The sequence below is a fragment of the Gemmobacter caeni genome, from assembly GCF_003054195.1.
In the GTDB taxonomy this organism is placed as follows: domain Bacteria; phylum Pseudomonadota; class Alphaproteobacteria; order Rhodobacterales; family Rhodobacteraceae; genus Gemmobacter; species Gemmobacter caeni.
This window is the reverse complement of sequence record NZ_QBKP01000005.1, coordinates 188,901-204,168: the sequence shown is the minus strand read 5'-3', so window position 1 is coordinate 204,168 and position 15,268 is coordinate 188,901. Positions and strand designations below refer to the sequence as shown.

The window sequence follows — 15,268 nt, the reverse complement described above, 5'->3', positions numbered from 1 at the left end:
ACGCATATATAGGGATTTTGGCAAAAGCCTTTCCCGGATCAGGGTGTAGTGTCCGGAGGCGGTCATGCCAAATCCGTCTGAGCGAGGAATCCTGATGAAAGCCGTGATATACGAAGCCTTCAACCAGCGGCCGAAGCTGGTTAGCCTGCCCGAGCCTGCGCCGGAGCGGCATGGGGTAGTGCTGAAGGTCGAAGCGACCGGGGTCTGCCGCAGCGACTGGCATGGCTGGGTGGGGCACGATGCCGATATCGTGTTGCCGCATGTACCGGGGCACGAACTGGCGGGGGTCATCGTCGCAACGGGCAAGGATGTGACCAGATGGAAAGCTGGGGACCGCGTCACCGTCCCCTTCGTCGGGGGCTGTGGCCATTGCCCCGAATGCCATGCCGGACACCAGCAGGTCTGTCACAACCAGTTTCAGCCGGGCTTTACCCATTGGGGATCGTTCGCCGAGTTCGTCTCGATCCATAATGCCGACTTGAATCTGGTGGCCCTGCCTGACGCCGTTGAATTCGCCACGGCGGCCAGCCTCGGATGCCGTTTCGTGACGTCGTTCCGCGCGGTTGTCGATCAGGGCAAGGTCGCGGCGGGCCAATGGGTCGCCGTGCATGGCTGCGGCGGTGTCGGCCTTTCTGCCATCATGATCGCCAGCGCGCTTGGTGCCAATGTCGTCGCGATCGACATTGCGGAAGACAAGCTGGAACTGGCCCGTGCCCTGGGTGCGGCCGCCACGGTCAACGCCAGGTCAACGGCCAATGTGGTTGAAGCTGTGATGGAGATCACCGGCGGCGGCGCACATGTCTCGCTGGATGCGCTTGGAAATCCGCAGACCTGCTTCAATTCGATCCTGAACCTGCGCCGCCGTGGCAAGCATGTGCAGGTCGGGCTCATGCTGGGTGACCACAGCACGCCCGTCGTGCCGATGAGCCGGATCGTGGCACATGAGCTTGAAATCCTTGGCAGCCACGGAATGCAGGCGCATCGCTATGACGTGATGATGCCGATGATCCTGTCCGGCAAGCTGAAACCCGAACTGCTGGTCGGCAGGACGATCAGTCTGGAGGAATCGATTGATGCCCTGATCTCGATGGACAGGTTTCAGGGCACTGGCACGACGGTTATCACCAGGTTCTAGGCAATCATGCAGGTCAGAGTGCCCGCCGCGACAGCGGGAGTCCTCTTGATCCGGCAGGGATGCGTTCAAGCTGGTAATCCGGCCTTCCGGCCCGGCTACCCCGTGTAGCCGCGCCCTTTCAACATTCTGCCATCAACCTTGCGGTTCAGGATGTAGTATGCTGGGTGTAGTCAATCTTGCCGGAGCATCCACGCAATTGCCCGAACTGACCGCCTATCCCCCCAGACGCTCGCGTGTGCACGAGGCCAGCGGGCCGCTTGCCGCGAGTTTTGCGCTCTGGACAGCTGCTCAGGTCGGCGCGGACCTGCTCTGGATTCGGGAAGGCTGGCGGTCTGAACAGCTTAATCCGTTGGGGTTCGAAGGGTTCGATCCCTCACGGCTTATCCTGATACAGACGAAGGACCAGACCGCTACACTCGCCGTGGCGGAAGAGGCATTGCGCGATGGTGCGGTGCCTCTGGTTGTTCTGGAACTTACCGCCAGAATTGACCTGACTGCCGGGCGGCGGTTGCAACTGGCGGCCAGGGCCGGAGGAACGACCGGGCTGTGCCTGATCGCAGAGGGCATGGGTTCGAACGCAGCGGAAACGCGATGGCATTGCAGGCCGGTGTTCGATCCGCAGGACTCGACTCGTCAGCAGTGGAGTCTTATCAAGAACAAATCAGGAACAATTGGGGCCTGGCATGTTCGATGGGACTCAAAGGCGCATCGTGTCACTGTGGTTTCCCCGGCTCGCGAGTGACCGGGCTCTGCGCATGCATGCGCAGAATGGGCCCTTCGTTCTGACGCTGCGGCAGGGCAGTGCCAACCGGGTTCATTGCCTGAACGAGGCGGCCGAGGCCCGCGGGCTCTATCGCGGGATGCCGTTTTCCGATGCGCGGGCTTATTGCCCGGACCTGTCCAGCCTGCAGGCAGACCCGCAGGCGGACCGGCGCTTTCTGGGCTTGTTGCGCCGTTGGGCGACACGCTGGTGCCCTTGGGTTGGGATCGAAACGCCGGATGGGCTGGTTCTGGATATCACCGGATCGTCGCATATCTTTGGCGGTGAAGAGGTGATGATTGCCGCGCTGCGCGCACGGCTTTGCCGTGCCGGTTTATCGGTGCAGATCGGCACCGGCGATACGCGCGGGGCGGCCTGGGCGCGGGCGCATCATGGTGAGGATGCCGCGCTTGAGGACTTGCCTGTCGCGGCCCTGCGGCTTGATCCTGAAACGGTAACCAGCTTGCAGCGAATGGGCCTGCGCAGCATCGGTCAGTTGGCCGACAGCCCGCGCGCGCCTCTGGCCCGCCGTTTCGGAGCGGAACTGTTGCTGCGGCTCGATCAGGCGCTTGGGCGGCAGGCGGAGCAGATCGGGCCAGAGGTCGATCCGCCCCATTACGCCGTGCGCATGACCTTGCCCGAACCCATCGGGCTGGTCAGCGATGTCATGGCCGGGACGGCGCGTCTGCTGGAGCGTTTGTGCGCCAAGCTGAAAGACCATCAGGCGGGGGCAAGGATTCTGTGTCTGTCCCTGCGCCGCGTAGATCGCGCCGCAAGCGATGTCGAGCTGCGGCTGGCACGTCCCATGCGCGATCCGGCACGGATACTGCCGTTGTTCGAACGGGGCGTCGCCGAGGTGGATGCGGGGTTTGGAATCGACCAGATGCGGCTGGAGGCTGTGCAGGTCGAACCTCTGCCACCTGAGCAGGTGACACATATCGGTCCGCGCGATCCCGGGCGGCTTGACGATCTGATCACCCGGATCGGCACCCGGATCGGGCTGGAGAATGTGCAGCGCTTCCTGCCCGCCGACAGTCACATTCCTGAACGCAGTTTCATCCTTGTCCCTGCAGCCTATTCCCGGCCGGAACGGGGCTGGGTTGCGCCGCGTCCGCGTCCGCTGATCCTGTTTCCGCCCGAACCAGTCGTGGCGACCGGCCACGAACCGCCGGCGCGCTTCCGCTGGCGGGGTATGTCCCTGACAGTCGGCCGCGCGACGGGGCCGGAACGGATTGCCCCGGAATGGTGGCTTCAGGATGATAACTGGCGCCGGGGCCTGCGCGATTACTGGCGGGTCGAAACGCATCAGGGGCGGCGGCTGTGGATGTTTCACACCCCGCAAAATCCGGGCTGGTTTGTGCAGGGGGAATTTGCATGAACTATGCAGAGCTGTGCGTCACCTCGAATTTCACCTTTCTGCGGGGTGCGTCCCATCCCGAGGAACTTGTGACCCGGGCTGCCGAACTGGGCCTTGAAGCCATTGCCATCACGGACCGCAATTCCCTGGCCGGGGTGGTGCGGGCCTATCGCGCGTTGCAGATCCTCGGGAAGGGAACAGGCGAATCTGTGCAGATCCGGTCACAGCATCGCGTCGACAGTTGCTCACGCCAGGAAATTGGCACCCCGGAGGATATTCCCTGTCCGGAGGTGCCACGCCTGCCAAGGCTCATTGTCGGAGCGCGGCTGGTGTTGCGTGACAGCCCTGTTGAATGGATTGCCCTTCCCGTCGATCTTGCCGCTTACCAGCGGTTGGCGCGGCTGCTGACGCTGGGCAAGCGGCGGGCGGAAAAGGGCGAATGTCATCTGGACTGTGCAGATCTGCTGGAAGGCTGCAAAGGCATGATCCTGATTGCCCTGCCGGGCGATCTCGGGGCGGTGGCCTCATATATCCAGAAGGTTCGCAACCGCTTTCCCGGTCATGTCTATCTGGGAGCCGCGCCGCGCTACGATGGATCGGATCAGGCCTGGCTTGCCGCCTGCGCGCGGCTTGCGCAGGGTTGCGCCACGCCCATGGTGGCGGTTGGAGATGTGCTGATGCATCGCGCCGCGCGGCGGCAACTGGCCGATGTGCTGACCTGCATGCGCGAAGGCTGCACGATTGACACAATCGGTACCCGCGCGCTTGCCAATGCCGAGCGGCGCCTGAAAGGGGCGCAGGACATGCAGCGGCTGTTTCGCGATCACCCCGCCGCCTTACGCCGAACGCTGGAAATTGCAACGCGTTGCAGCTTCGATCTGTCGGAACTCAGCTATCAGTATCCGGATGAAATTGCGGAGAGCGGCGAAACCCCGATGGCGCGCCTGACCCGGCTGGCCCAAGAAGGACTGAACCGCCGTTATCCCGCTGGTGCAACCGCGAAGGCCGGAGCCTTGCTGGCCAAGGAACTGGCCGTGGTGGCAGAGCTGAACTATCCGGCCTATTTCCTGACCGTGCATGACATCGTGCAATACGCCCGCTCGCAAGGCATCCTGTGTCAGGGGCGCGGGTCGGCGGCCAATTCGATTCTGTGCTATCTGTTGGGCATCACCGATGTTTCGCCGGATATGATCGGCATGGTGTTTGAACGCTTCATCTCTCGTCACCGGGGCGAGCCACCGGATATCGACGTCGATTTCGAGCATGAGCGTCGTGAGGAGGTCATCCAGTGGATTTATGCTAAATATGGCCGTCACCGCGCCGGGCTTTGTGCGACGGTGATCCATTTCCGCTCGCGCGCGGCAATCCGCGAGGTGGGCAAGGTGATGGGCCTCAGTCAGGATGTGACGGCCAGCCTCTCGGGCCAGATCTGGGGATCGTCAAACGAAGGCCCCAAGCCCGAACGTATCCGTGAACTGGGGCTTGACCCGCGTGACCTTCGGCTGTCGCAGACGTTGCGCCTGATCGGCGAGATCATCGGCTTTCCGCGGCATCTGTCCCAGCATGTCGGCGGTTTCGTGATCACGCGGGGCAGGCTGGACGAGCTGGTCCCGATCGAGAATGCCGCGATGGAGGATCGCACGCTGATCGAGTGGGACAAGGATGATATCGACACGCTGGGCATCCTCAAGGTCGATGTGCTGGGTCTGGGGATGCTGACCTGCATCCGCAAGGCCTTTGACCTGCTGAAACGTCACGAAAAACGGACCCTGACACTGGACAGCGTACCGCCCGAGGATGCGGCGACCTATAGGATGTTGCAGGTCGCCGATGCCGTGGGTGTGTTTCAGGTGGAAAGCCGGGCACAGATGAATTTCCTGCCCCGGATGAGGCCGGAGCAATTCTATGATCTGGTGATCGAGGTCGCCATCGTGCGTCCGGGGCCTATCCAGGGGGGTATGGTGCAGCCCTATATCCGCCGCCGTCAGGGGCTGGAAGCGCCCGAACCTTTCGGCCCCGCACTGGAGGAGGTCACGCACCGCACTCTGGGCGTGCCCCTGTTTCAGGAACAGGCCTTGCAGATTGCCGTGGTCGGTGCAGGCTACAGCGCCGAAGAGGCAGATCATCTGCGTCGTTCACTGGCCAGCTTTCGCCGCATGGGCACCATTGGCGAACACCGCGACAAGTTCATCGCCGGCATGCTGGCCAATGGGTACGATGCCGAGGTCGCCTCCCGCTGCTTTGGTCAGATTGAGGGCTTCGCCGATTACGGCTTTCCCGAAAGCCACGCTGCGGCCTTTGCGCTGTTGGTTTATGTCTCTGCCTGGCTGAAACGGCACCATCCGGCGATCTTTGCCTGTGCCTTGCTGAACTCTCAGCCCATGGGGTTTTATGCTCCGGCCCAGATCGTGCGTGACGCGCGCGAACATCAGGTCGAGATCCGCCCCATCTGCATCAACCACAGTGGCTGGGACAATACACTGGAACGCCGTGCGGACGGGGCGCTGGCGTTGCGGCTCGGGTTTCGTCAGATCAAGGGGTTTCGGCAGGAAGATGCACTCTGGATCACGACGGCGCGCAAGAATGGGTATCGCGATCCCGAAAGCGTCTGGCTGCGCGCCGGTGTCGCGCCAGCAGCACTTGAGAGGCTGGCAGAGGCGGATGCCTTTTCCGGCATGGGGCTGACCCGACGCGCTGCGCTTTGGCAGGTCCGCGCGATCCGGGCACCCTCACAACTGCCGCTGTTCAACGATCCGCTTGACGGCGAGGCGATCCGCGAACCCGCTGTCATGCTGCCGCAGATGCATCTGGGCGAGGAAGTGGTCGAGGATTATGTCTCCACACGGCTGACGTTGCGCGCGCATCCTATGGAATTGCTGCGCCCGGTGATGCCCGGCCTGCTGCGTCACGATGCGCTTCTTGCTGCGCCGTTGCAGCGTACCACGGTCTGCGGACTGGTCATCACGCGTCAGCGGCCAGGCACTGCCTCGGGCGTGATCTTCCTGACGCTGGAGGATGAAACAGGCGTCTCCAATATCGTGGTCTGGCGCAAGGTCTTTGAGGCCCATCGCCGCGCGGTCATGGGGGGGCGCCTGTTGCGTGTCACCGGCCCGCTGCAGCGGGAAGGGATCGTGGTGCATGTGATTGCGCAGCAGATCGAGGATGTCTCTCATTATCTGTCCGGTTTGGGGCACCCGATGGAAGATGCTGTCGGGCAGACCACCCCCAAGACAGACAATGCGCCCCGCACCCATCCCGCCCCGCGCGCCAGACATCCGCGCGAACAGGCCAAAAGATTGTTTCCCAGCCGGGATTTCCATTAAGGGAAAAGCAGGTGCCAGAGTTCAGAGCGCGCCCGCAGACAGGTGCTGGTCCATCGCTCTGTCGCTCTCCGCACATCTGTCAGCACAACAGCTTGCCCATCATCGGCACACCCGGACCGGAAGACTGGCAACAGGCGCGCGTCCGCTGTCTGACCCTGATCCCTCGCGCCCGCCGGTTCCGACAGGAATTTGAAAGCTCTTGACCCAAACGCCTCCTTGGCGGAACATGCATTTTAGAGAGAGTTATATTCAGTAAATACAACCTGTAATGTTTTTCAGGTCATACCTGCGATTTCAACAAACCGGCTAACCGGCCCCCACAGGCAGAGCAGAAAGGTTTCACATGAAGTTCAGCATCAAGATCGGCATATCCGCATTCCTGGCCGCTGGCCTGCTGGCGGGCACCTCCTCTGCCCAGACGGTCACAGACAGCTTCGACGTGACAATCACCATTGCAGAGGAATGCCAGATCACCTCGACCCAGGATCTCGATTTTGGCAGCGTGGGCGTGCTGACGGCCAATACCGATGCCACGGCAACCCTTCAGGTGACCTGCACACCCGGCACGGCCTATGATATCGGCCTCAACGAAGGGCTTGGTTCCGGCGCGACCACCGCCGCCCGGCTGATGACTTCGGGTGCTTCTGCGACGGTCGGCTACGGGATCTATCAGGATGCCTCGCACAGCACGAACTGGGGCGACGTGATCGGCACGGATACGCGGGCGTCGACCGGAACGGGTGCGGCGCAAAGCTTTACCGTCTATGGCCGGGTAGCGCCGCAAAGCACCCCCGCAACCGGCACTTACACCGATACCATCACCGTTTCCGTGACCTACTGAGCCGGAGAGCAAGCATGACTGCCCTGTCCGGCCTGTTGCGCCGCAGCCTTCTGGCGGCCTGCATCGCTTTACTTTCGCCCGGTTTTGTTCTGGCAGAGGGTCTGCGTGTCTCGCCGGTCACGCTGGACGTGACGGCGCCGGGGGCTGCGACGGTGCTGACCCTGCGCAACGAAGGGCGGGCGCCGATCACCGTGCAGACCCGTGTCTTTCGCTGGCAGCAACGCAATGGCCAGGAAAGCCTGATCCCCACGCGGGAGGTTGTGGTGAGCCCGCCCATGACCCGGCTGGCTCCGGGCACGGCGCAGACCATCCGTGTGGTGCGTCCCGGCAAGTCGCCGGTGCAGGGCGAGGAAGCCTACCGCATCATCGTGGACGAAGTGCCTGACCGCAATGCGCCCAACGGCACCGTCGCCTTTGCCACCGAACTGCGCATTCCGCTGTTTTTCACCGCTTCCGGTGCGAAAGCGCCATCTGTCCGCTGGTCTTTGCGCGAAACCGCAGGGGGCATCGTTCTTCAGGCGCAGAATACAGGCGACAGGCGGCTGCGCATCGCCGATCTGCGGCTTGGGCGTGACAGTCGGGTCGTGCTGCGTCGCAACGGGCTGTTGGGCTATGTGCTGGGCAATTCGGTGATGCAATGGCACCTCAGCGGTGCAGCGCGGGGCATCAACCGGCTGAGTGCGGCCACCAATACCGGCACTTCCAATGCTGTTGTCGCGCGGCAGTGATGGCCGTTCAGCTGTCCGGCGGGTGTTGCGCCGTATTGTCTGTTCGGTGGCCCTGCTGGCCTTTCCGATTGCAGGGGCAGGCCAGCCTGACAGCCCGGCACCGCGTGAACTCTATCTGGAGGTTTTTGTAAACGGACGGGCGATGAACCTTGTGACCCGGTTCACCGACCACGGCAACGGGCTGCTGGTGGCTGATGCAGATGAGTTGCGCAACAGCGGTATCCTGCCGGATGCAGCAGCGCGGCGCGGCGAGGTGCGGCTGGATCAGTTGCCCGGATTGCGCTGGGATCTGGACGAGGCGGCGCAGACGATCTCGTTCGAGGCGACCGACACAGCGCTGGCACCGCATGTGGTCAGTGCCCGCCCGGCTCCGAGACCGTATGAGGGGGAGGAGGGCGCGGTTGATAGCGGCTTCGGGCTGGTGCTGAACTATGCGCTGGATTTCGAAGCGGTGACAGCTGACGGGTCAGCAACAGATACAACTGCGGCGGGGGCCTTCGAGGCCCGGCTGTTTCTGCCGCTGGGCGCAATGACCTATGGTTTCGCCCTGACCGAGGACGAGGTTGCAGGGCTGCGCCATCGTCGGCTGGAGACCTACTGGCGCAGTGCCTTCCCCGGCAGGGCCGTACAGGTGCAGATCGGTGATTTCACCACGCGCGGACCGTCCTGGACCCGCCCGGTGCGGCTTGGCGGCCTGCTGGTGGAGCGCAATTTCAGTCTGCGTCCCGATCTGGTGACGATCCCTCTGCCCAGTTTTGCGGGCAGTGCGGCAGTGCCTTCGGCGGTTGAGGTCTATTCCAACTCGATCCGCACTTATGCGACCGAGGTTCCCGCTGGTCCTTTCACGCTGACCGACCTGCCGCTTGCCAGTGGTTCGGGCGAGGCGCAGGTGATCGTGCGCGATATCACCGGGCGGGAAACGCGCGTTGATCTGCCTTTCCTCGTTTCCTCCGATCTGCTGCGGCCGGGGGTGGCGGATTATGCTTTTGCGCTGGGCGCCCCCCGGCTGGGCATGGGTACGGATGATGACCATTACGCCGACGATCTGTTCGGCGCCGCGACCTTCCGGATCGGCGTGTCCGAGGCGCTGACACTGCATGGCCATGTCGAGGCGGGCCCGGATCTGCGGATGGGCGGGCTGGGCGCGACCTTCCGGCTTGGCACACTGGGCACATCGACTTTCAGCTATGCACGCAGCCGGTCTGATCAGGGGGACGGCCAACTGGCCGAACTTTCGGGCAAACTGAGTTTCGGCCGGTTGCAGGCCTCCGGTCGGCTGATGCGGAGCTGGGGCGATTTTTCGGACATTGCCGCGGTGACGGCGGAACCTGGCTTGGCGGGTGATCCGGCCTCGCCGCTGACCCGGCTGGGTCAGATTTCTCTGACCATGCCACTGTCGGGGCCGGGCGGGGCCGCCGCGAGCCTGTTCGCCGCCGATACCCGGCGCGCCGACGGCAGTGCGGACACCAGCCTTGGCCTTGCCTACAGCCGCCCTGTGCTGGACGGCGGCACGCTGAGCCTCAGCGCGTTGACCGTGCGCGGGCAAACATCGGATACGGTGCTCGGCCTTGGCCTGCATGTGCCATTGGGAAAACGTGGCTATGCAGGCAGCACGCTTGAACGACGGAATGATGGTTTCCGGTTGGCGGCGACGGCTTCGGGGGGCAACCGCGACCGGCAACGCGGCTATGATTGGCGGGTGCAGGCCAGCCGGGAGGAGGCGACCAGCCTGCGCGCCAATCTCGGGCTGAATGGGCGCTATGGCCGGGCCGAGCTGGGCGCGCAATTTTCTGACAGGTCGCGCAGTCTGGGCCTGAGGCTTGATGGATCTGTTGCGGTGGCAGGGGGCGGGGTTTTTCTGACCCGTCGCATTCAGGATTCCTTTGCCGTGGTCGATGCAGGTGCTGCGGGCGTGGAGGTCAAATCGGAAAACCGCCTCGTGGGCCGGACCGGGCGCTCGGGCAGGCTGCTTGTGCCCGACCTGCGCGGATACGAACGGAATGTCCTGTCGATCGACCCCTCGACCCTGCCCCTTGACGCAGCCATCGGCAGCACCCGCCAGACCGTGCGTCCGGCCTATCACAGCGGTGCCCGCGTCGATTTTGGGGTCGAGGCCAATCCGGCAGGCGCGATGATCGTACTGGTCGATGCCGGTGGGCTGCCGCTGGATGTGGGCGGCGGCGTACAGATCAATGGCCGCGACGATGGTCTGCTGGTGGGCTAGACGGGCAGGTCTATGCACTTGGCCTGCACGCAAATAACACCGTCAGCGTGACCTATCCGGGGAAACCGTCCTGTCGCGGCAGCTTTGCCTATGCCGATGAACCCGGCAGGATTACGGAAATCGCCGGGGTAGTTTGCCAATGATCCGAACCGCGCTGATCTGGCTGCTGTTCCTGTTCTGCCTGACCGCCACTGCGGGCATGGCGCGGGCACAGACTTGCAGCTTTTCGGCGAGCGACATCGTTTTCGGCCAGGTCGATACACTTTCCTCCGGCGCCACCGATACCACTGGCACGATCTCGGTCAGTTGCAGCGCGTTTCTGGGTTTGCTGTCGTCCATCGACATTCGCATCCATGTCGGGGAGGGGCGCGGCGGGGCGAATGGCGCGACCCGGCGGATGACCAGCACCACTACGGCGACGCCACTGAACTTCCAGCTTTATCGTGACGCGGCGCGCAGCGATCTGCTTGGCGGAAGTTACTGGAGCTATGGCGGACAGCCGATCCGGCTGACCGGCGCCTCTGTGCTTACCCTGCTGACAACCTCGGGGATGAATGTGCCGGTTTATGCCCGTGTACCGGGAGGTCAAGGCAGCGTGATACCGGGCAGCTATGGTTCGGTTTTCGACCGCAATCCCCTTGATGTGAGGGTGGATTACACGACCTGCAACCTGCTTCTGTTTTGCACCAACCGCACCGCGAGCTTTTCCTTTTCCGTGTTGGCAGATGTGGTGCCGGACTGTCTTGTGACAGCGGAGGATCTGGATTTCAGCACAACCGGACTGCTGAACAGCGCCATCGACGCGACCAGCCAGATTGACGTGACCTGCACCGCCAATTCCGCTTTCGATATCGGGTTGGGTTACGGCTTCTACGGCACCGGGCCGGGCGACCGGAAAATGCAGGATACAGGCGGAAACCAGATCTGGTACGGCCTGTTTCGTGATGCGGCGCGCAGCCTTTCCTGGGGAGAACTGGGCGACGGCGCCGCTCAGCCCGGCACTGGCAGCGGTGCGGCGCAGAGCTTTACCGTCTACGGTCGTGTTCCCGCGCAGGCAACTCCACCGCCGGGAATCTATTCTGACACGATCATCGTGACCATCACCTATTGATCGCGTGTCTCAGGCCTCGCCGGCCAGTTTGTAGCGCGACAAAAATAGGTGGCCAAAACGACAAAATTAGGGGGCAGCAACTGAAGGCAGAGCTATGCGCAAAATGCATATCTCGACGCTCCCTTCGCCCCCCTTGCCGAGGCTGCGCGCCGCGTCGAAGACGGCCCAAAGCCGCCGGTCGGTTCCAGTAGGATGCTGCACTGCGGTTTCATCGAACCGGCCAATTTTCGTTGCGGCTGCACAACTAGGGGAGGAGTGGAGACCAGAGTGAGCTTCGCGTAGCCTCTACACTTTCCGCCGGCGACCAGCGAAGGCGGCCACGAAAATCGGAAATTGATCTGCTGGCCTTCTTGGATGCGAGAGGCAAACACCAGCGTGATCGAGTGATCTCCAGTTTCCAAAATCCTGTCAGCGGAAGGCGGCAAGCCGAAACCGACGAGGTGGCGTGCGACAGGCCCGAGTTCCTTCGGACGCAATGGCTCTGGGGTCTCAGCGTTGTGAACAAGAAGTCCAATAAGCGTTTCTCTGGAGACCTCGCCCTCGATCTCGTGCACCAGCTTCGCGGCGGTCTTGGCAACCAGCGGCGATGCGTAGCTGGTGCCGCAGCCGTCTACAACCGTCCCATCGGGCAAGACCGAAAACAGGCCATGGCCAAGGGAAGCATGTTGCGAGCCGGAGCCACCGACATGCGCAAGATCAGGCTTCACACCAGATCGCAGGCCGGGTCCCCGGCGGCTGAAGCGTGTGGGTGCGAAGGGCAGGCACCGGCGCGCGGCTCCGCTGACCTATGCGGATGGCGCATAGCTCGCACATCGCCATTTCTCATAACGCATTGAAATCATGTAACTATGAACTGGAAGGCCGCCAGTTCCGAGTTTCCGGCCTAAAAACAGGGGTTTCGGGGCTGAAAGACCGGGTGAAATCCCCGTAAGCTATTGAAAAGACGTAACTATGAACTGAGTTCAAAAATCCGCGCACGAGTTCCGAGTTTCGCACTTTCCCCGGATTGGCTGAATCGCCCTGAAACAGCCGTTAAAGCCAAGTTTTATTGATGTTTTCGGGCGATTAGCAGCTCGGGTCCGGGCGCCAGCGAGGGCGCGGATCACGCTCTGGCCACCTGTTTGGCGCAATATTTTCGTCGCGACCGACATGACCGCCCCGAAGCCGCCCAGACACGCCACCAGAGCCTCACAGCCTCGGCAAGCGCCTTATTTTATTGAGGAAAGACGGATGGCGACGGGTAACGACACCTGACGACGGATAGGGCAACGCACTCTCTTAAAAACCCCCATGTTTTTGTCGCGTTACACAGTTCAAAAGCGACTGCGAAGATCATGGTGTGTCTGGAAGTTGGTTATGGGCAGCCTGTTTTGCAGGCCGTGGCCAGTCGTCAAACCATGGTCAGAACCCGCATAAACGAGAGCGATGAGATCTGTGTAATGAAGGATACGTCAACTGCAAAGTGCAATATATAACAATCGCCTATCGCAGGATTACAGTGGTGAGCCCGACAGGATTCGAACCTGTGACCCACTGATTAAAAGTCAGTTGCTCTACCAACTGAGCTACGGGCCCGCCTTCTGTGAGCGGCTAACTACGGAACTCGCGGGGGGCGGTCAAGAGCCAATCCACTTAAAAATCGTCATCTCTGGCAGAATCCTTCAAGCTGGGGTAGGAGGCTGGCATGACAGAGCTTTTCCCCCACGGCCTGCCCTTCATGAAGATGCATGGAGCAGGCAATGATTTTGTGGTGATCGACTCGCGCGGGCGCGGGGCGGTGGTCACGGCTGCGCTTGCGCAGGCGGTAGGGGACCGCAATCGCGGTGTCGGCTTTGATCAGCTTGCCGAGATTCGCGATGCGGCAGATGCCGATTTCGCACTCGATTTCTGGAATGCGGATGGCAGCCGCGCAGGTGCCTGTGGTAACGCCACCCGCTGCGTCAGCGCCTATATGATGCAGCAACTGGCGCAGGATGCGGTGGAACTGACGACCCAGCGCGGTCGGCTCACCGCACGCCGCCTGTCGGATGGCCGCGTTGCCGTCAACATGGGGCATCCGCAACGGGACTGGCGCGATATTCCGCTGGCTGAAGCGCAGGATACCACGCGCCTGACATTGCCGGGCACCCCCGCTGCCGTCGGGATGGGGAATCCGCATTGCGTCTTCTTTGTTGATGATGCCGAGGCAGTGGATGTGTCGGGCCAGGGCGCGATCTATGAGCGTCACAACCTGTTCCCGCAGCGGACGAATGTCGAATTCGCAAGTGTTCTGGCGCCGGACCGGCTGCGTATGCGGGTGTGGGAGCGGGGGGCGGGTATCACCCTGGCCTGCGGCTCGGGCGCCTGTGCCACTGCCGTCGCGGCTGCGGAGCGCGGCCTGACGGGTCGGAAGGTCGATGTCGTGGTCGATGGCGGCTTGCTGCAAATCGACTGGCGCGAGGATGGCGTCTGGATGTCCGGGCCGGTTGCGCGAGTCTTCGACGGTGTGCTGCGCCCGGATTTTCTGGCAGGTCTGGAATGACAGCCCCGGTTTTCTCTACGCTCGGCTGCCGGCTGAACGCCTATGAAACCGAAGCCATGAAAGAACTGGCCGCGGCGGCGGGTGTCGATAACGCCGTGATTGTGAACACCTGCGCGGTCACGGCAGAGGCCGTGCGCAAGGCCAAGCAGGAAATCCGCCGCCTGGCCCGCGAAAATCCGGGGGCGCCCGTGATCGTGACGGGCTGCGCGGCGCAGACCGAACCCGAAACCTTCGCGGCAATGCCGGAAGTGACCAAGGTCATCGGCAATACCGAAAAGATGCAGCCCGAAACATGGTCTGGCTTGCGCGCGCCCGATCTGATTGGCCTGACCGAAAAGGTGCAGGTGGATGACATCATGTCTGTGCGCGAAACCGCCGGGCACCTGATCGACGGGTTTGGCCGTCATCGCGCCTATGTTCAGGTGCAGAATGGCTGTGACCATCGCTGCACCTTTTGCATCATTCCCTATGGCCGGGGCAATTCACGCTCGGTGCCTGCGGGGGTCGTGGTCGAACAGATCAAGCGGCTGGTAGACAAGGGGTTTCACGAAATCGTCCTGACTGGCGTCGATCTGACAAGCTGGGGGGCGGATCTGCCCGCAACCCCCCGGCTGGGCGATCTTGTCATGCGCATCCTGCGGCTGGTGCCGGATCTGCCGCGCCTGCGCATCAGTTCGATCGATTCGATCGAGGCGGATGAGATGCTCATGCAGGCTATTGCCACCGAACCGAGGCTGATGCCGCATCTGCACCTGAGCCTTCAGGCCGGGGATGACATGATCCTGAAACGGATGAAGCGCCGCCATCTGCGCGATGACGCCATCCGGTTCTGCGAGGAGGCGCGGCGCCTGCGGCCAGACATTGTCTTGGGGGCGGATATCATCGCGGGCTTTCCGACTGAAACCGAACAGATGTTCGAAAACTCGGTGAAGCTGATAGGCGACTGCGGGCTGACCTTCCTGCATGTCTTTCCGTTCAGCCCGCGCAAAGGCACACCCGCAGCGCGCATGCCGCAAGTCAACGGGGCTGTGGCAAAGGCGCGAGCTGCCCGGCTGCGGGCCGAAGGCGAGTTGGCATTGGCCCGGTATCTTGCCAGCCAGACCGGCCAGACGCGCCAGATCCTGACAGAGACGCCGCGCATGGGCCGGACGGAACATTTCGCCGAGGTCCGGTTTGAGAGCGATCAACCGGAGGGGCAGATCGTCACGGCGCGGATTACCGGATTTGCGGGCCAACAGCTCATCGCATAAGCTCACCCCGAAAGGGGA

General features: G+C 62.7%; 11 protein-coding genes and 1 tRNA gene. 10 read left to right on the top strand and 2 right to left on the bottom strand.

All coding sequences use genetic code 11. The annotated features are described in order from the left end of the window. Nucleotides 1–94: 94 nt before the first annotated feature. From C8N34_RS10025 to C8N34_RS09990, 8 genes are all read left to right on the top strand, one after another. Entirely contained in the window at nt 95–1,135 is a 1,041-nt protein-coding gene (locus tag C8N34_RS10025) for a zinc-dependent alcohol dehydrogenase family protein (protein ID WP_108128762.1), read from the top strand. A 157-nt stretch (nt 1,136–1,292) separates the two neighbouring features. Then, nucleotides 1,293–1,877, top strand: coding sequence for an ImuA family protein (locus C8N34_RS10020; protein ID WP_108128761.1), 585 nt, complete (start codon nt 1,293–1,295; stop codon nt 1,875–1,877). Then, nucleotides 1,819–3,273: a Y-family DNA polymerase gene (locus tag C8N34_RS10015; RefSeq protein ID WP_054303291.1), complete on the top strand. Its 1,455-nt coding sequence runs from the start codon at nt 1,819–1,821 to the stop codon at nt 3,271–3,273. The genes C8N34_RS10020 and C8N34_RS10015 overlap by 59 nt, the downstream gene beginning before the upstream one ends. Then, nucleotides 3,270–6,575 (top strand): error-prone DNA polymerase, encoded by a 3,306-nt coding sequence (locus C8N34_RS10010; RefSeq protein ID WP_108128760.1) that lies wholly within the window; start codon nt 3,270–3,272, stop codon nt 6,573–6,575. The genes C8N34_RS10015 and C8N34_RS10010 overlap by 4 nt, the downstream gene beginning before the upstream one ends. 343 nt (nt 6,576–6,918) lie before the next feature. Beyond that, a complete protein-coding gene (locus C8N34_RS10005; RefSeq protein WP_108128759.1) occupies nt 6,919–7,416 on the top strand; it encodes a Csu type fimbrial protein in 498 nt (165 codons plus the stop codon). Between the two features lie 14 nt (nt 7,417–7,430). After that, on the top strand, nt 7,431–8,144 hold the full coding sequence (locus tag C8N34_RS10000; protein WP_054303288.1) for a fimbrial biogenesis chaperone: 714 nt from the start codon (nt 7,431–7,433) through the stop codon (nt 8,142–8,144). A 142-nt stretch (nt 8,145–8,286) separates the two neighbouring features. Beyond that, nucleotides 8,287–10,368 carry a fimbria/pilus outer membrane usher protein gene (locus C8N34_RS09995; RefSeq protein WP_158640765.1) on the top strand — a complete coding sequence of 694 codons (2,082 nt, stop codon included), beginning with the start codon at nt 8,287–8,289 and terminating at the stop codon, nt 10,366–10,368. A 139-nt stretch (nt 10,369–10,507) separates the two neighbouring features. Further along, the gene (locus C8N34_RS09990; protein ID WP_108128757.1) at nt 10,508–11,479 is read left to right on the top strand and encodes a Csu type fimbrial protein; all 972 of its coding nucleotides are present in this window, start codon (nt 10,508–10,510) and stop codon (nt 11,477–11,479) included. A 92-nt stretch (nt 11,480–11,571) separates the two neighbouring features. On the opposite strand, the gene C8N34_RS09985 is transcribed toward C8N34_RS09990, so the two are convergent. Beyond that, a complete protein-coding gene (locus tag C8N34_RS09985) occupies nt 11,572–12,240 on the bottom strand; it encodes a S8 family serine peptidase (protein WP_211317726.1) in 669 nt (222 codons plus the stop codon). Between the two features lie 738 nt (nt 12,241–12,978). Beyond that, nucleotides 12,979–13,054 (bottom strand) — tRNA-Lys (locus C8N34_RS09980). A 109-nt stretch (nt 13,055–13,163) separates the two neighbouring features. Here C8N34_RS09980 and dapF point away from each other — a divergent pair. Further along, nucleotides 13,164–14,000 (top strand): diaminopimelate epimerase, encoded by an 837-nt coding sequence (gene dapF / locus C8N34_RS09975; RefSeq protein WP_108128756.1) that lies wholly within the window; start codon nt 13,164–13,166, stop codon nt 13,998–14,000. Further along, nucleotides 13,997–15,250, top strand: a complete 1,254-nt coding sequence (mtaB, locus tag C8N34_RS09970) for a tRNA (N(6)-L-threonylcarbamoyladenosine(37)-C(2))-methylthiotransferase MtaB (RefSeq protein WP_108128755.1) — start codon at nt 13,997–13,999, stop codon at nt 15,248–15,250. The genes dapF and mtaB overlap by 4 nt, the downstream gene beginning before the upstream one ends. Nucleotides 15,251–15,268: the final 18 nt, after the last annotated feature.